The sequence below is a fragment of the Mesorhizobium sp. WSM4845 genome (assembly GCF_055811455.1).
The window spans coordinates 31,629-48,035 of record NZ_JBVVQA010000024.1; the positions used below are offsets into that span (position 1 = coordinate 31,629).

Consider the following 16,407-nt stretch of genomic DNA (forward strand, 5'->3'; position numbering starts at 1 on the left):
AGACATTAACGCGAAAGCACGCCGGATTGCCGCTCTCCGCGGCCCTGAAGCCTACCAGCGCGAATTGGCGGTTGCCTTGCCCGATCCCGGCACCTCTGGCGCCGGCACTTTCGCCGCCGACACCGTCGCCTCGACATGGTCGAGCAGGGCATCCGGCAAGCTGAGGCGGCCGGCGAGCAGATCGAGATAGCCGCGTTCGGCACGTGTATTCGGATCGATGGCGAGGCGCGAGGCGGTGTAGAGCTCGAGCTTCTGGGCGTCGGTTTGGGCGCCGGCGACCAGCGTATCCAGGTCGAGCGGCCTTTCCAGTTCCGACAACAGGAATTTCTCCGCGTCGGAGTCGATGCCCGCGAGACTGAGCTTGCCGGCGATCTTTTGCCGTTCGTCGTCGTCGATATGGCCGTCGGCCTTCGCCGCCGAAATCATCGCGCGCACCAGCGTCAGCGTGAATTCGTCCTCGCCTTGCGGCGCCTGCGAGGGATGAAAGCTGGTGTCGGCGGGCGGCGGTAGCAATTCCGGTTCACCGGCAACTTGCGTTTCAGCCGGCGCCTTGCCGTTCTTGTAGTTCTGGTAGGCCTTGTAGGCGAGGCCGCCGACGACGGCCAGGCCGCCGAGCTTCACCGCCGTGCCGGCGACCTGACGGCCAGCGCCGGTTCCGAGCAGCACCGCGGCCAGCGCGCCAGCGGCCAGCGGATTGTCCTTGGCCATTTGCACCGCCTGGCCCCCTTTGTCGCGCACGGTCGATCCGGTTCCGGGAATTTGCGAGCCGAGCAGATCGTTGAGGAGCTTCTTGGGATCGAACATCAGTGCCTCCAGAATTGGCCGGCCGAAAGCGCCGGGCAGGTTTTCGGACGTTGAACAGGTAGGCCCCGCATATGGACATTACAATGACGGATGGGCGCTTTGCCGGCGACGGCACAAACGAGATGATGTCAGGATCTGCCTTGTCCAACGCGTTGGGCCGAAGATCGGAATCGATTTTTGGAAAGCACGATTTATGGATTCAAAATGTTAGAGCGCACTTTGTGCGTCCAAGCCGACGCACGTCGCTTTAACGTCCAATGTGCGGAGCCCTGCCTTGCGCTTGCGCCAGCTCGACCTGGCGTTGACGCTCGGCGTAGCGGGCGCGATCCTCGTCGGAACGGGCATCGTAGCAATGCGGGCATGAGATGCCGGCGGCGTATTTCGACGACAGCAGGTCCTGCCCGGTCAGCGGATGCCGGCAGGCGCGGCAAAGTTCGGCCTCACCCTCGACCAAGCCGTGCGACACCGAGACGCGTTCGTCGAAGACGAAGCACTCGCCCTGCCAGAGGCTTTGCTCGGCGGGCAGCTCTTCGAGATATTTCAGGATACCGCCCTTGAGATGGAACACATCCTCGAAGCCGAGCGACTTCACATAGGCCGTTGCCTTCTCGCAGCGTATGCCGCCGGTGCAGAACATGGCCACCTTGCGGCCGACGAGTTCGGCTCGATGCTGCTCGACCCACGTCGGGAATTCGCGAAAGCTCGTTGTCGCGGGGTCGACCGCTCCCTTGAACGTGCCGATCGATACCTCGTATGCGTTGCGCGTGTCGATGACGATCGTGTCCACATCCGATATCAGCGCGTTCCAGTCGGCCGGTGCGACGTAGGTGCCGGCGCTTGCCGCCGGATTGAGATCCCCAACACCCATGGTGACGATCTCGCGCTTCAGCCGCACCTTCATGCGGTGAAACGGCATCTGCGCGGCGCTGCTGTACTTGACCTCGAGACCGGCGAGACCTTCGATGGATTCGAGATGATCGATGAGCGCGGCAATGTCAGCTTCGCTGCCGGCGACCGTGCCGTTGATGCCCTCATGCGCCAGCAGCAGCGTGCCCTTGATACCGCGTCCGCAGCAAAAGGCGGCGAGCGGCGCGCGCAACGCCTCAAAGTCGTCGAGCCGGGCAAACCTGTAGAGCGCGGCAACGCGCAGGGGTTGATTGGGCAGTGTCATCGCCGAAGCCACTAAACGCTCATGAAAGCCGATTCAAGGCCGGCGCGCGGAGCAGCCTCTCCTTGGTGGCCTTGACGGCCGGTCTGACGGACTTGCCGGCAGCGCGTGACATAGCGACACGCTTCGCTTCGTGGACAGAAAACCGGCCTTCTGCTAACCGATTGTACGGATCAATACCGGAGAGACGACAAATGCGCAGCAAGACCGAAAAGCTCCTGTCGCTCCTCAACGGCCAACCGGTTATCCCGGTGCTGAAGATCGCCAATCTCGCTGATGCCGTGCCGCTGGCGCGCGCGCTGGCGCGCGGCGGCCTGCCGGCGATCGAGATCACGCTGCGGACCGCTGATGCGCTGGAGGCGATCCGGCTTGTGGCAAGCGAGATCGAGGACGCCATCGTCGGCGCCGGCACCATTCTGGACGCCCGCCAGTTCGACGAGGCGGCGGCAGCCGGATCGAAGTTCATCGTCAGCCCCGGCATCACCCGCGAGCTTCTGGCGGCGGCGAAGGACAGCGACGTTCCGTTGCTGCCCGGCGCCATCACGCCCGGTGAGATCATGGCCGCCCGCGAGGCAGGCCTGCGCTTCCTGAAATTCTTCCCGGCAGAACAGTCGGGCGGCATCGCCTCACTCAAGGCATTCGCCTCGCCGCTCGCCGATGTCCAATTCTGCCCGACCGGCGGCATCACCGACAAGAACGCCAGCGACTATCTGAGCCTGCCCAACGTCATCTGCGTCGGCGGCTCCTGGGTGGCGCCGGACGATTTGGTCAAGGCCGGCAAATGGGACGAAATCGAAGCCCTGGCGCGCGCCGCGAGCAAGCTCGGGCGATAGAGACAACTCTCACCCCAAGCAGACCAATGCATGCCGCGCAAAAGCATGCCCTCGGGCCTGACCCGAGGGCGTGCAGCGATTTTGCGATAACGACATCCATAAAAAAAAGCCGCGCGGGTTACCGGCGCGGCTTTTTTATTGGTTGGTCGATCCGCTACTCGGTCCTGAAGCGGGCGACCGACAGGAACTTGACGGCATTGCCGGTGAACCGGTTGGCGTCGGCCAACTGATCGTCCGCCTGGAAGCCCACGGTATAGACTTCGGTTGGGGGCGTGTGCACGATATTGTAGGCGTAGCGCTGCGCCGTCGTCGCGCTGGAGACGGTGGCGACATTCTCGCCGCTGTTCAACGCCCAGCGCGCCGCCGTTGGCTCTGCGGCGACCACCACGGACTTGCGACCAGGCTTCAGGTCACGGGCGGTTGCCCTGGCTGCCTTGCGGGTGGTCTTCACACCCGTGCCGATCGCCGCGGCCGGATCGGAGCCAGCCGGGCGGGCAAAGACAGCCTCACGCGGCGATGCGGCATTGCCCTTCGCCAGTTCACCGAGGGCCGCGCTGGGCTGGGAGAGCGAAGCGACCTGGTATTCGTCGGTTGCGCTGACCCGTTCAAGGACGGCTTTGACCGCGTCAGACTGGACTGCGGCAGACTGGACCTGGTCAGGCTGGGCCAGTTCGGGCTGGGCCAGATCGGGCCGAGCCGACGGCAGCACCGAGAACACATCGGTAGCGGTCTTGCCGTGCCCGGCGGTATCCGCCAGCGCCAGAAGCACAGCCTTGTCCTGCGGCGCAAGGTCGGCCGCTGCAAGGTCGGCCGGCAACGAGTGATTGGGGCGCCAGCTCGGCAACGGAATGTTGTTGGCGGCAACCTGCGCCGCATCGGCGACAACGGACGGTTCGGCCATGCCGAAGGGAGCGTTCGCCGGCGCTTGCGCGGTCGTCACCGCCTGTTCGGTGGTGGCGGTGGCATCCGCCACGCCGAACGGAACGTTTTCGGGCGGCTGAGCGACATCGGCCTTCGGACGCGGGGCGAAATCGGGCAGCGGCACGCTGCGCGCCGGCAGCGCCGCGATGATCGTTTCCGGCGTGTCCTCCTCCGGTTCCGGAGCAGGCGCATCGGCGATTTGCGGAATCTCGGCGCGCTTCGCATCCTCAGGCGATACGATGGCAATGCCCGGAAGCTTGCTGTTCCTGGCGGCCGGCGCCGGCTTGGCGTTCGCCAGCTTCACGCTCGCCGGCTTCACATTTGTTGACTTCGGCGTTGGCGCGGCCACCACATCGGCGCTGTCATCGGCCTCGTCTTCACCGCCGCCGAAGAAAGCCGCCAGCAGACCGGCGGATCTTTTGGCACCTCCACCTGCGCTGGCCATTTCGATGGCGGGAGCGCCGGCGCCCTTGCGCGCCTTGTACGAGGCGAGCGCCTGTGAATAGCCGGGCAGCGGCTTGCCGTCGCTCGGCACATGCAGCGTCTTGCCGTTGGGGAACACGCGCGCCAGTTCCTGGCGGCTGATGCCAGGCCAGTGCCGCACATTGCCGACATCCATGTGGACAAAGGGCGAGCCGGACCTCGGATAATAACCGACGCCACCGCCCTGCATCCGCAGACCGATGTCGCGCAGTTTCTTCAGCGGCACGCCGGGAATGTAGAAGTCCATGGCCTTGCCGAGCGTATGCTGGCTTTTCTTGGCAACGCCCCTGCTGCGGCTGCGCAGCATCGAGTTCGTCGACGACGAGCGATAACCGCACACGACCTGGATGTAGTCGCGGGCGCCGCTCTGCCGGTAAGCCTCCCAGACCAGGTCGAGCAGGCGCGGATCCATCTTGGTCGGCTCGTTGCGGCGCCAGTCGCGCAGGATGACGTTGATCTTTTTCAGACCCGCCTGATCGTAGCGGCCGCCGCGCTTGAAGACGATCTCCGCCTTCTCTTTGGTGTGCAGGTTGTAGAGTTTCAGCGAACGTGTCTGGGCGCTGGCGCCGGTCGCAGCCGCTGTAAGGAAGCCAAAGGCGAGAATCACCGCTGCCAGCCATCTCGGCCAGGCGCTCATGTGATAGTGCCGCCCGTTTGTGTGTCGTTCGACTTTGTTCAAATCAAAAGGCCTTGCAGGCTGCCGTTTGTCCCCGGATTTGACCAACGGATGCGGTGGTGTTCACATCCGAATATCGATCCTAATGGTTAATCATCGCTTATTGAAGCCGAAATGCGGTAACACCGTGGCGATATCCCGTCAAAAATATTGCACGGGGTTTCTTGGTAAACTGCTGGTTTAGATCATGTTTTGGGCTTTGCCTGAACACGATCTGTTACCAGACGCCTCAATGCGTGAACACTGCCCGCAAGCGCGTCGCCCGACCGCGTCACGCCCGATTCGACGACTGTCGATTGTCCTGATGCCGGGCTGGCAAGCTGGTCCGGGCTGCCTTTGTCAGCCAGAGTTGCCTTGTCAAGAAGCAAGGCGGTCGATACGGCCCGTATCCGGATCGATGCCATATTCCTTGAGCTTCCTGTAGAGCGTCGAGCGGCCGATGCCGAGGCGGCGGGCAACTTCGCTCATCTGGCCGCTATAATGGTCGATGGCGAGCTTGATCATTTCGAGTTCGACTTCGGCCAGCGCCCGCACATTGCCGCGTTCGTCCAGCGCCCGCAGCGTGCCGAAGCGAGGCTGCGGCCTGGCTGGCGGATCGAGCTCGGCTACAGCGATGCCGTTATCCTCGCCAGGCGGCTCGGTGACCAAAGGCAACGCGGGCAACGCGCCATGCGCATCGAGGTTGACGGTGCCCTCGACCTGCGCCCGGATCTGCGGAAACTCCTCTTCCGTCAGCAGATCGCCTTCGCAAAGCACCGAGGCCCGGAATACGGCGTTTTCCAGCTGGCGGATATTTCCCGGCCAGTCGTAGGCCTGCAGCATGGCGAGCGCCGCAGCCGAAATGCCGTGCAGGCGATGACGTGGACCGGCGGGCGCGACCTTGTCCAGAAAATGCTCGACCAAATACGGAATGTCGTCGCGACGGTCGCGCAGCGGCGGCACGAAGATCGGATAGACGTTCAGGCGGTAGAACAGATCCTCGCGGAACTTACCGTCCTTGACCTGCTGCAGAAGATTGCGGTGTGTCGCCGAGATCAGCCTGATATCGACCCTGACGGTCGAACGCCCGCCGACCGGATCGACCTCACCGTCCTGCACGGCGCGCAGCAGCTTGACCTGCACGTCGAGCGGCAGGTCGCCGATCTCGTCGAGGAAGAGCGTGCCCGAATGCGCCTCGACGAACTTGCCGGTGTGTTTTTCGGTGGCGCCGGTGAACGAGCCCTTCTCGTGGCCGAACAGGATCGATTCGACCAGATTGTCGGGGATGGCGCCGCAATTGACGGTGACGAACGGTTTTGAGCGGCGATCGCCGCTGCCCTGGATGGCGCGCGCCACCAACTCCTTGCCTACCCCGGATTCGCCCTCGATAAGGATCGGGATGTTGGACGCGGCCGCCTTCTGGCCGAGACGGATCACCCGGTCCATCGCCGGGCTGTGCGTGATCATGTCCTTGAAGGTCAGATGGCCGCCGCGCCGCCGCGACGTGCGCTTCACTTCCCCCTCGACCGCCTCGACTTTGAGCGCGTTGCCGATCGATGCCTGCAGCCTGTCGGGAGATGCCGGCTTGACGACGAAATCGAAAGCACCGTGACGCATGGCCGAAACGACGGTTTCGATGCCGCCCTGGGCGGTTTGTACGATGACCGGAACCTGGATGCCGCGCTCACGCATCGCCTTCAGCACGCCGATGCCGTCGAGGCCCGGCATGACGAGGTCGAGGATGACCACCGACACGTCGCGCGCCTTGGGCCCGTCGAGCGCGTCGAGACCGGCCTCGCCGCCATCCGTGATGATCGCGCTGTGGCCGAATTTCGTCACCGCCGCCTCGAGCAGCCTGCGCTGCACGGGATCGTCATCGACTATGAGTATGGAACCTGTCATGACTGGTTCAACGATGCTCGCCAATATGCCCACCCCACTGTGTCTTCCCAATGGGGAATCCAACCCTATGGATCATCCTGGCACAGGGTTCTAAATAAGCTTTCAAAAAACCCGGTGAACGAATTCCTTAGGATTTGACGGGCTTTCTCATCCTCTTTGAATCTTTGGCCCTTTGAATCTTTGGGGCTGACCGCTTAGAGACTGTTTCGAAGTTCGCTCTTGCGAGTCATATGGTGGTGGTTTCGAGAACCGGCGCGCAGCGGACATTAGAGCGCGGCGCGTCCATTGGACGCGCGGCGCTGTAGGTAAGCGCAGAAAACGCCATCAGATGGCCGCCAGAGTAGAGTTTCCAAACGGTCTCTCAGGTCTTGCAATCTGGAAAGTGTCGGCAATGAGCATGGTTTTTAGTCGGCAGCTTGCGGCGGCGGCGTCCGGTCAGGGCGCGGCGGAGCTTGGTGATCTGCCGGAATGGGATCTCGCCGATCTCTATTCGGGCATGGGCGCCCCCGAGCTGAAACGTGACATTTCAAAGGCGATCGCCGATGCCATCAGCTTCGAGAGCCGCTGGAAAGGCACGCTCGTCGCCGAGGCGGAGCGGGCCGACAGCGGCAGGCTGGGCGAGGCGCTTGCCGCCTATGAGGCGCTGGAGGAACTGATTGGCCGGATCGTCTCCTATGCCGGACTGATCTACGCCGGCAACACCGCGGATCCGCAGCGCGCCAAGCTCTATGGCGACATTCAGGAGAAGATGACCGACGCCAGCGCGCATCTTCTGTTTTTCGCGCTCGAACTGAATCTTGTCGACGATGCCGCGATCGAAACCGCGCTTGCTGCCGATCCCGCCTTCGCTCACTACCGGCCGTGGGTGCTTGATCTGCGCATGGACAAACCCTACCAGCTCGAAGACCGGGTCGAGCAGCTTCTCCACGAGAAGTCGATTACCGGACGCGGCGCCTGGAACCGCTTGTTCGACGAGACGATGACCGACCTGCGCTTCGACATCGATGGCGAAGAGCTGACCCTGGAGCCGGCGCTGAACCGCCTCCAGCACGCCGATGGCGAGGTGCGCCGCCGGGCTTCTGAAGCGCTGGCCGCAACCTTCCGCAAGAATCTGCGCACGTTCACGCTGATCACCAACACGCTGGCCAAGGACAAGGAGATCTCCGACCGCTGGCGCGGCTTCGCCGACATCGCCGATTCGCGTCATCTCGCCAATCGCGTCGAGCGCAGCGTGGTGGATGCGCTGGCCTCAGCCGTTCGTGACGCTTACCCGCGCCTGTCACACCGGTACTACGCGATGAAGGCGCGCTGGCTCGGCATGGAAGTGATGAACCACTGGGACCGCAACGCGCCGTTGCCGGAGACCCCGCAAGCGATCATCGGCTGGGACGAGGCCAAGAACACGGTGCTTTCCGCCTATCAGCGCTTTTCACCTGACATGGCGGAGATTGCCCGGGTTTTCTTCGACCGCAACTGGATCGACGCGCCGGTAAGGCCTGGCAAGTCGCCGGGCGCCTTCGCGCATCCGACCGTGCCGTCGGCGCATCCCTATGTCCTGCTCAACTACATGGGCAAGCCGCGCGACGTGATGACGCTGGCGCATGAGCTTGGCCACGGCGTGCATCAGGTGCTCGCCGCAAGCCAGGGCGCGCTGATGGCCTCGACGCCGCTGACACTGGCCGAGACGGCGTCCGTCTTCGGCGAGATGCTGACGTTCCGCTCGCTGCTGGACCAGACCACCGACAAGCGCGAGCGCAAGGCCATGCTTGCCCAGAAGGTCGAGGACATGATCAACACGGTCGTGCGCCAGATTGCTTTCTACGAGTTCGAGCGCAAGGTGCATGCCGAGCGCAAAAACGGCGAGTTGACATCGGACAGGCTCGGCCAGTTCTGGCTGGAGGTGCAGGCGGAAAGCCTCGGGCCGGCGATCAAGCTGCGCGAGGGTTACGAGGTCTTCTGGAGCTATATTCCACACTTCATCCATTCGCCTTTCTACGTCTACGCCTATGCGTTCGGCGACTGCCTGGTGAATTCGCTCTATGCGGTCTATCAGAATGCAGAGCGTGGCTTTCAGGACAAATATTTTGCCATGCTGCGCGCCGGCGGCACCAAGCATCATTCCGAGCTCCTGGCTCCCTTCGGTCTTGATGCCACCGATCCTGCCTTCTGGCAGATCGGCCTTGGCGTGATCGGCGGGCTGATCGACGAGCTCGAAGCTCTAGACAATTGACGCACAGCGCTGAACAGCCAGGTTCGACAGAACAGTTTAGCCGCAGTGCATATTGAGGCCATTCTATTCTTGCGCTAAATACCTGTTCTTAAATAACTCTCCGTGGAATTTTTCCGTTAGCTTTCCGGAAGCTGTATGATAGCGTCCCGCCTCAAGCTCAGCCGGGCGCGGCCAAATCTTCGGCCGGTCACGGGCGCTTCGACGATTGCGACAGCGCCGTTGGCCATGGCAGGAAAGCCGGTCGCCGACAGGCGCGATTTAAGCCGGCTGTTCCGCGAGCAGCGGAGCCACCATTGAATGGTCCTTGCGCCAAGGTCCCAGGCCACGGCAGATGGATCGGACTGGAGAGAGACAATGGGCACTTTTTTCTACATGCTCCTGGCGTTCCTGGTAGGTGTGTTGGCTGGCTGGTTCATCTGGGGACGCCCGCGTGGCGATCTCGACAGCCTGCGCGGTGACATGGACCGCACCCGCAGCGAGCGCGACAGGCTGCGCGCCGACGCCGACCGCCTGACCCGTGAGCTGGAAGTATGCCGCGGCGCCCGCGCCGACCTGGAGCGCCAGTTGGGCGAGGCGCAAGACACCAAGGCCGGTGCGACAAAGGCAGCAATCCCGGCACCGCCGGCATTGATAGCGACATCCGCGCCGGCCAACACGACGCCCGCCAAGGCGACGCCGGCCAAGACCGGGCCGGCTAGGTCCGGGCCAGCAAAGACCACGTCCAAGAAACCGGCGGCCGTGAAGGCGGCAGCCGCGCCGAAGGCCAGTGCATCGAAAGCGAGTGCGTCGAAAGCGAGCGCGTCGCAGGCAAGTGCGCCAAAACCTCCCGCATCAAAAACCAGTGCTGCACCAAAGAGCGCTGCGCCAGCGGCAAAGAAAGCCGCGACAACAGAGGCGGCGGTGGGCAAAGCCAGCAATCTGCGCCGCCTGATCGGCATCGGTCCGGCCAACGAGCGACTGCTCCACGGGCTCGGAGTGACGACCTACGCGCAAATCGCCGCCTGGACGGCCGCCGACGTCAAGCGGATCGAGGAGACGTTGAACTTCGACGGCCGCATCGAGCGTGAGCGCTGGATCGAGCAGGCGAAACTGCTTGCCGCCGGCGATGAGGAGGAATTCGCGCGCCGCTTCCCGACCTCGGGGACCGGGAGCAACACCTGAATTGCCTGCCGGCATCGAGCACATAAGGAACTGGCGACGCCCGCGAGGTGCCGCCGGTTTGCTTTTGCATCAAGCTGCGTTTGCGTCTTGAGACGCCGGTCTCTCGATTGCGCGCGATCGAGCCGCCATATAGAGCGATAGCTGGCGTCATCGATCGCAGCATCCGAGTCCCATGCCCCTGCCCTCTGCAATTTTTCGAAATGACGAGCGCGCTCATCAGCTCGTCTTCGACCAGCCGGCCGACATCATCGTGGCGCATGAGGCAGAGGATTTCCTGCCGGCGCTGGACATTGCGCAGGCCGCGCATGACGCCGGCAAATGGCTGGCCGGCTACTTCTCCTACGAGGCCGGCTACCTGCTCGAGCCGAAGCTCGTTCCGCTGCTGCCGGGCGGACGCCGCGCCCCGCTTGTCTGCCTGGGGATCTTCGACGCGCCTGTCGAACAGCCGGTCGTGCCCGGCAACGCGCCGTCGACCAACGGCCCGATCTTCAACGCCAGGGCCGCCTGGACTTCGGAAGACTACGCAAAACGCTTTGCGCGGCTCCACAATCACATTCGCAAGGGTGATTGCTATCAGGGCAATCTGACCTTTCCGGTTCATGCGCAATGGTCGGGCGATCCGCTGGCCGCCTTCGACGCGCTGACGGAGCGCCAGCCGGTGAAATACGGCGCGCTGATCGCGCTCGGCGATCCGCTCGTCTTGTCGCGTTCGCCGGAACTGTTCTTCGAGATCGACGCCGCAGGCATGATCGAGACGCATCCGATGAAGGGCACCGCCCCGCGCGGCGCGACCAAGGCGGAGGACAAGCGGCTGAAGACGTTCTTGCTCAATGACGAGAAGAACCAGGCTGAGAACCGGATGATCGTCGATCTCCTGCGCAACGACATTTCGCTGATCAGCGAAGTCGGCACGCTGGAGGTGCCGGAGCTTTTCCGCATCGAGAGCTACCCGACCGTCCACCAGATGGTGAGCCGCGTGCGGGCCAAGCTGTTGCCCGACCTCAGCATCCGCCGGATATTCGCTGCGCTGTTTCCATGCGGATCGATCACCGGCGCCCCGAAAATCCGCGCCATGGAAATCCTGCACGATCTGGAAGCCACGCCGCGCGACGTCTATTGCGGCGCGATCGGCTGGATCGCGCCCGGCGGCACGATGCGCTTTTCGGTGGCGATCCGCACCATATCGCTCTTTTCCGGCGGCGAGGCCGTCTACAATGTCGGCGGCGGCGTCGTCTTCGATTCGACGGCCGAGGAGGAGTATCAGGAGTGCCTGCTGAAAGCGCGCTACGCGACGGGAACACCGCCGATTTCGAGCTGATCGAAACCATGCGCTGGCAGCCGGGCCAGGGCTTCCTCCGTTTCGACCGCCATTTGGCACGCCTTTATGCCTCGGCGGCCGAACTGGGTTTTGCCTGCGATCCGCAGAAGGTCGGCGAGATGCTCAGGAACGCCGTCGACAGGCCTGACATAGCCTTGCGCACACGCCTGGTCCTGTCGCGCAGCGGCAAGGTGACGGTCTCGGCGCTGCCTTATGAGCCGCACGCAGCCGACAAGGTCTGGAGGCTGCAACTGGCGCGGGTGCGGCTTGATTCAAGCGACACGCTGCTGCGCCACAAGACGAGCCGCCGGGACACCTATCAGCGGGCGCGCGCTGAATATCTGATCAGCCGGGCCGACGAGGTTCTCTTGGCCAACGAGCGTGGCGAACTCTGTGAGGGCACGATCACCAATCTGTTTGCCGATTTCGGCGACGGCGCGCTGGCGACACCGCGGCTCGATTGCGGCTTGCTGCCTGGCGTGTTGCGCGGCGAATTGCTGGACGAAGGCCGCGCCCGCGAAGCAATCTACAGCCTGGATGATCTGAAGTCGGCCAAAGCGCTGTTCGTCGGCAATTCACTGCGCGGACTGATCCCGGCACGGCTTGGCTGAAATGCAATCGGTGCCGGACGATGCGCCCATTGCTGTGTCTCGAGCATGGTTCCCTTGCGAGTTGGAGAAGATGCGTCCGGCCCGAGAAGGAATGGGCCGGACGCGCGGCAGCCGCTTGGGAGGAGCGACTATTCGCCTTCGTGGGTCTGACCGGAGCCGCCGACGGAAACGATGTTGAAGGGCTTGCCTTCGACGGCAATGTCGCCGGTTTTCTCGAACGACGTCGCGTCAACGACATGCAGCACGCCTTGCAGGGGATCGGTGACCACGATCTTGTCGCCGGCGACCGCGACACGCGGCCTCGGATCGCTCCAGTGACCGTCCATCGAATAAGGGTCGGTCAGCTTGAGCGAGTTTGCGATCTCCCCCTTCACCACGTCGAGCTGGTGAAGCTGGCCGTCCTCGGTGAAGACGTAGGCGAACTTGGCACGAACGGGGTCGACCGCGAAATGCACGCGGCGCGTCGGAAGGTCGATCAGCCGGAATGCGTCGCTCTCGATCGTCGGATCGATCAGCACCACCTTGTCGGCGCCGTAGTTGCCGAGGAAATATTGCAGGCCTCTGCCGCCGATCAGCGTCGTCGTTTTGCCATCCGGCAGGCTGTCGGCATAGGGCAGATGACGGATCGCCGGACTGCCGTCGCCATGGCTGACGGCAAGCAGGCCGGTCGCGCAGGCGAAAGCCAGGATATTGCCGGAAGACGCCTCGCCGTGGAGGTCTGGGCAGGCGTGGCTGCCGCCGATCGGCGCGCCGGCCTTGTCAGCGACCCTGATGCCGACCGGAAGCTCGTCCGGCTTTTCCCGGTTCGGCTCCGACAGCAGGACATGGGAGCCGAAGGCGACTGCGACGCCGTGCTGCGGCGCGTCCGTCTTCACTTCCCTGAAATCCGGCTTGCCTTCCAGGGCCGACCTCTCGGAGATGATGCGGGCGACACCCTCGCCGTCGAAAAAAACGGCGAAGTCGCCGTCATGCTCAACGAAATGCGACGGCTTCTTGCCCGTGATCTCGACGCCGGCAAGTTTTGGCGCTTCGACGTCGATGTCGCCGTGCTCGCCGTGGTCCTCGAAGGAAATGCCGCTCGCGATCCCGGCAACGACGTCGGCCGAGCCCTGCACGGCAAACACGGTCCTGCCGCTTTCGCTGCGATGGAGCGACGCCGGCCCTTTGATCTCGAACGTGTCGAGCTTTTCGCCATCGACCGCATCGATTACGGTCACCTTCGGGTCCGCGTGGTCCGAGATGAAGAGGCGCCATGCGGTCACCTCCTCGGCGTGGGCAGCACTTGTTGATAGGGACACAAGCAGCGCGATGGCCGTGGCTGACGCCCAATTTGTCCTCACGGTATTCTCCTTGAATGTTATTACATGACTATTGGTAATCGAGGAAAAGGCGGATTGCTCCGCCTTTCCATCACAGGCTAGCGGTCAGCTTCCGAGGATCGCGCCTTTGATCGTCGTGACGTTGTGCCGCATCATCTCCAGATAGGTCGCAGCCGGACCGTTCTTATCCGACAGGGCGTCGGAGTAGAGCTCACCGCCGACTTTCAGGCCCGTCTCGCTGGCGATCTGCTCGACCAGGCGCGGATTGGTGACGTTCTCCACGAAGATTGCCGAAGCCTTGTCTTGCCTGATCTGTTTTATCAGGGCCGCGACGTTGGAGGCTGATGCCTCGGATTCGGTGGAGACGCCCTCCGGCGCCAGGAATTTTATGCCGTATTCGTGTTCGAAATAGCCATAGGCGTCGTGGGAAGTGATGATCGTGCGCTCGTCCTCGGGGATCTCAGCTACGGCAGCCTTGATCTCCGCTTCCAGTGCCTCGAGCTGCTGGCCGTATGATTCGGCATTGGCCCGATAAGTATCACAGCCGGCTGCATCGGCGGCACAGAAGGCGTCGGCGATGTTCTTCACATAGAGTTCGGCATTGTGCACGGACTGCCATGCATGGGGATCGGACTCGCCGTGATGATGGTGCCCTTCCTCATGGCCCTCTTCCGCCGCGGCGTGTTTTTCCCCGCCCTCGGCGGCTTTATCCTGATCGTGGTGACCTTCTTCCTCGGTCTTGCGCAACACCTCGCCGCCTTTGGTCAATTCCACGATCGGCGCCTTCGTCGCGCTCGCCTCGACGAGACGCTGGAGGAAGCCCTCGAACTGGAGGCCGTTGACCAGCACCACGTCGGCCGAACCGACGGTTGCCGCGTCGGCCGGCTTTGGTTCGTAGACATGGGCGTCACCATTCGGGCCGACCAGCGTGACGATGTCGACACGATCGCCGCCGACATTCTTGGCAAAATCGGCGATGATCGAGAAACTGGCGACAACCCTAAGGTTCTCGGCAGCGGCCACCGACGGAGCGATTGGCAACGATGTTATAGCGCCTATCACGGCGGCGAGTTTTAGCGTCCTGGACATTCGATCGACTCCTTTGTTCAAGCGGTTCTGTGGGAGATGCGCCGGACGCGTGGCGAGCAGCCGCGCGCCCCGGCAGAGATAAAAGGGAATGTGGATCGTGCCCGCCGACAAATGATCGCCTGGCCGTACGATCCCATCGAGGCACGCTGTTGCGGCCCAGCGGCAGGTCTTGATGCGTCAGGTCTTGAAAGATCACACAAGCAGCCATTCGATCCATCACCGCGGGAGCCATCGAAGTCAGCCCCGCTCTTGACGATCCGTTATGTTATGTTATCACGTTCGTCAATCCAAAATGTTATACTATTACTGACGCTCGCCATTGTGCTCAAAACTGCCTGGAACACGAGGGAACAGCGGATGCCTGGACGCAACCAGCAGCTGGTACTCGACGCGCTGACGCGCTCCGAGAGGCCGATGGGGGCCTATGAACTGCTTGGACTTCTTCGCCAGGAAGGGCTCCGCTCGCCGCTACAGATCTATCGCGCTCTGGATCGGCTCGTCGAGCAGGGCCTGGTTCACCGGATCGAGAGCCTGAGCGCGTTTGCGCTCTTGCGTCCACAGCGAATGCGGCACCCATGGGCGCGCCGCCTTTGCAATCTGCGCGAATTGCGGGCGCGCAAGTGAGGTTCATGACCCGGCATTGGAGCGGGTGCTGCGCCGGATTGCCCGACGGCAGGGCTTCCAAACCAACTCGGCCACGGTGGAGCTTTCGGGTCTGTGCGAGGCTTGCGCGCATTGAACAGACGCCAGTCTTCCGTCTACGGGCGATCCAATCGGCTCGCGCCTGACCCAGCTGAAATCCGCAATCCAACATCCGGAGACGACTATGCCGCTTGAAGCCCAGAAAATGCCCGTCACGGTTCTTACCGGCTACCTCGGCGCCGGCAAGACGACGCTGCTCAACCGCATCCTGTCCGAACAGCACGGCAAGCGGTACGCCGTGATCGTCAACGAGTTCGGCGAGATTGGCATCGACAACGACCTCATCGTCGATACCGACGAAGAAGTCTTCGAGATGAACAACGGCTGCATCTGCTGCACGGTGCGCGGCGACCTGATCCGGATCATTGAGAGCTTGATGCGGCGCAGAGACCGTTTCGACGCCATCCTGATCGAGACGACCGGCCTTGCCGATCCCGCCCCCGTCGCCCAGACCTTCTTCGTCGACCACGATGTGAGGCAGAAGACGACACTCGATGCGACCATCACCGTCGCCGATGCCAAGCATCTCCTCGGCGAGTTGGATCATGCCCACGAGGCGCAGGAGCAACTCGCCTTCGCCGATATCGTCATACTGAACAAGACCGACCTGGTGGCGCAGGCCGAACTCAAGGCAGTGGAGGCGCGCATTCGCAGGATCAACCCGACGGCTGCGATCAAGCATTCCATACGTTGCAACGTTCCACTCGACGAGGTTCTGGATCGCGGCGCGTTCGATCTGAACCGTGTCCTCGAAGTCGAGCCGGACTTTCTCGACGCGGGCCACAACCATGTGCATGACGATCACGTCACCAGCTTCTTTCTCGTCACGGAAGCTTCGATCGATCCGCGCAAGTTCTTGCCGTGGATCCAGATGATCACACAGAAATTCGGCATCGACATGCTGCGCATGAAAGGCATCCTGGCGTTCGAGGGCGATGAACACCGCTTTGTCGTTCAGGCCGTCCACATGCTGCTCGAAGGCGATCACCAGCGCCCCTGGAAAGCCCTGGAAAGCGGGGGAGAAGCGCGTCAGCCGCCTGGTATTTATCGGCCGCAACCTGCCCAAAGGCCTGATTGAAGACGGCTTCCTCAAATGCCGCGCCGAAATGGACACGCTGGTGGCGCTGAATGCATAGGTTCGGCAAGGCCGACGACAGCGCGCGTCTTTTATCCCGTTGCTCTGGCCGAGCGCCTTCGTCTTCGGAACGGGA

At 63.0% G+C, this 16,407-nt stretch carries 13 protein-coding genes and 1 pseudogene; 8 read left to right on the plus strand and 6 right to left on the minus strand.

The annotated features are described in order from the left end of the window. Positions 1–51 precede the first annotated feature (51 nt). Both AC0L2C_RS24090 and trhO read right to left on the minus strand, forming a co-directional pair. Entirely contained in the window at positions 52–804 is a 753-nt protein-coding gene (locus AC0L2C_RS24090) for a tellurite resistance TerB family protein (RefSeq protein ID WP_023798047.1), read from the minus strand. A 247-nt stretch (positions 805–1,051) separates the two neighbouring features. After that, positions 1,052–1,975, minus strand: coding sequence for an oxygen-dependent tRNA uridine(34) hydroxylase TrhO (gene trhO, locus AC0L2C_RS24095; protein WP_473524622.1), 924 nt, complete (start codon positions 1,973–1,975; stop codon positions 1,052–1,054). Between the two features lie 191 nt (positions 1,976–2,166). Between trhO and AC0L2C_RS24100 the strand changes: the two genes are divergently transcribed. Next, positions 2,167–2,805: a 2-dehydro-3-deoxy-phosphogluconate aldolase gene (locus AC0L2C_RS24100; RefSeq protein ID WP_473524623.1), complete on the plus strand. Its 639-nt coding sequence runs from the start codon at positions 2,167–2,169 to the stop codon at positions 2,803–2,805. A 154-nt stretch (positions 2,806–2,959) separates the two neighbouring features. Here the strand turns inward: AC0L2C_RS24100 and mepK are convergent, their stop codons facing one another. Next, entirely contained in the window at positions 2,960–4,846 is a 1,887-nt protein-coding gene (gene mepK / locus AC0L2C_RS24105; protein ID WP_473524624.1) for a peptidoglycan L,D-endopeptidase MepK, read from the minus strand. Positions 4,847–5,242: 396 nt separating this feature from the next. Continuing rightward, entirely contained in the window at positions 5,243–6,766 is a 1,524-nt protein-coding gene (locus tag AC0L2C_RS24110; RefSeq protein WP_473524625.1) for a sigma-54-dependent transcriptional regulator, read from the minus strand. Between the two features lie 391 nt (positions 6,767–7,157). On the opposite strand from AC0L2C_RS24110, the gene AC0L2C_RS24115 reads away from it, so the two are divergent. The 4 genes from AC0L2C_RS24115 to AC0L2C_RS24130 all read left to right on the plus strand — a co-directional run bounded on the left by AC0L2C_RS24115 (position 7,158) and on the right by AC0L2C_RS24130 (position 12,086). Continuing rightward, a complete protein-coding gene (locus AC0L2C_RS24115) occupies positions 7,158–8,996 on the plus strand; it encodes a M3 family oligoendopeptidase (protein WP_287343806.1) in 1,839 nt (612 codons plus the stop codon). A gap of 354 nt (positions 8,997–9,350) precedes the next feature. Further along, complete coding sequence (locus AC0L2C_RS24120; RefSeq protein WP_287240502.1) at positions 9,351–10,157, plus strand: proton-conducting membrane transporter; 807 nt, start codon at positions 9,351–9,353, stop codon at positions 10,155–10,157. Between the two features lie 172 nt (positions 10,158–10,329). After that, the gene (locus tag AC0L2C_RS24125) at positions 10,330–11,475 is read left to right on the plus strand and encodes an aminodeoxychorismate synthase component I (protein WP_128173759.1); all 1,146 of its coding nucleotides are present in this window, start codon (positions 10,330–10,332) and stop codon (positions 11,473–11,475) included. After that, the gene (locus AC0L2C_RS24130) at positions 11,424–12,086 is read left to right on the plus strand and encodes an aminotransferase class IV family protein (RefSeq protein ID WP_287240505.1); all 663 of its coding nucleotides are present in this window, start codon (positions 11,424–11,426) and stop codon (positions 12,084–12,086) included. The genes AC0L2C_RS24125 and AC0L2C_RS24130 overlap by 52 nt, the downstream gene beginning before the upstream one ends. 128 nt (positions 12,087–12,214) lie before the next feature. Here AC0L2C_RS24130 and aztD read toward each other — a convergent pair whose 3' ends face one another. Together aztD and aztC are read right to left on the minus strand one after the other, a co-directional pair. After that, the gene (gene aztD, locus AC0L2C_RS24135; RefSeq protein WP_473524626.1) at positions 12,215–13,426 is read right to left on the minus strand and encodes a zinc metallochaperone AztD; all 1,212 of its coding nucleotides are present in this window, start codon (positions 13,424–13,426) and stop codon (positions 12,215–12,217) included. An 84-nt stretch (positions 13,427–13,510) separates the two neighbouring features. Continuing rightward, positions 13,511–14,494 (minus strand): zinc ABC transporter substrate-binding protein AztC, encoded by a 984-nt coding sequence (gene aztC / locus AC0L2C_RS24140; protein ID WP_473524627.1) that lies wholly within the window; start codon positions 14,492–14,494, stop codon positions 13,511–13,513. A 357-nt stretch (positions 14,495–14,851) separates the two neighbouring features. On the opposite strand from aztC, the gene AC0L2C_RS24145 reads away from it, so the two are divergent. The 3 genes and pseudogenes from AC0L2C_RS24145 (at position 14,852) to AC0L2C_RS24155 (ending at position 16,332) form a co-directional block, all read left to right on the plus strand. Next, positions 14,852–15,118 carry a hypothetical protein gene (locus tag AC0L2C_RS24145; protein WP_287227820.1) on the plus strand — a complete coding sequence of 89 codons (267 nt, stop codon included), beginning with the start codon at positions 14,852–14,854 and terminating at the stop codon, positions 15,116–15,118. A gap of 16 nt (positions 15,119–15,134) precedes the next feature. Then, complete coding sequence (locus AC0L2C_RS24150; RefSeq protein ID WP_287259388.1) at positions 15,135–15,233, plus strand: hypothetical protein; 99 nt, start codon at positions 15,135–15,137, stop codon at positions 15,231–15,233. A gap of 87 nt (positions 15,234–15,320) precedes the next feature. Next, positions 15,321–16,332 (plus strand): annotated as a pseudogene (locus tag AC0L2C_RS24155) (CobW family GTP-binding protein). Positions 16,333–16,407 lie beyond the last annotated feature (75 nt).

What these genes read in the sequence shown, in the direction of transcription:
- AC0L2C_RS24145 (WP_287227820.1), top strand. Translation starts at nt 14,852, where the DNA reads ATGCCTGGACGCAACCAGCAGCTGGTACTCGACGCGCTGACGCGCTCC.
- AC0L2C_RS24090 (WP_023798047.1), bottom strand. Translation starts at nt 804, where the DNA reads ATGTTCGATCCCAAGAAGCTCCTCAACGATCTGCTCGGCTCGCAAATT.
- AC0L2C_RS24120 (WP_287240502.1), top strand. Translation starts at nt 9,351, where the DNA reads ATGGGCACTTTTTTCTACATGCTCCTGGCGTTCCTGGTAGGTGTGTTG.
- AC0L2C_RS24100 (WP_473524623.1), top strand. Translation starts at nt 2,167, where the DNA reads ATGCGCAGCAAGACCGAAAAGCTCCTGTCGCTCCTCAACGGCCAACCG.
- trhO (WP_473524622.1), bottom strand. Translation starts at nt 1,975, where the DNA reads ATGACACTGCCCAATCAACCCCTGCGCGTTGCCGCGCTCTACAGGTTT.
- AC0L2C_RS24125 (WP_128173759.1), top strand. Translation starts at nt 10,330, where the DNA reads ATGCCCCTGCCCTCTGCAATTTTTCGAAATGACGAGCGCGCTCATCAG.
- AC0L2C_RS24110 (WP_473524625.1), bottom strand. Translation starts at nt 6,766, where the DNA reads ATGACAGGTTCCATACTCATAGTCGATGACGATCCCGTGCAGCGCAGG.
- mepK (WP_473524624.1), bottom strand. Translation starts at nt 4,846, where the DNA reads ATGAGCGCCTGGCCGAGATGGCTGGCAGCGGTGATTCTCGCCTTTGGC.
- aztC (WP_473524627.1), bottom strand. Translation starts at nt 14,494, where the DNA reads ATGTCCAGGACGCTAAAACTCGCCGCCGTGATAGGCGCTATAACATCG.
- AC0L2C_RS24115 (WP_287343806.1), top strand. Translation starts at nt 7,158, where the DNA reads ATGAGCATGGTTTTTAGTCGGCAGCTTGCGGCGGCGGCGTCCGGTCAG.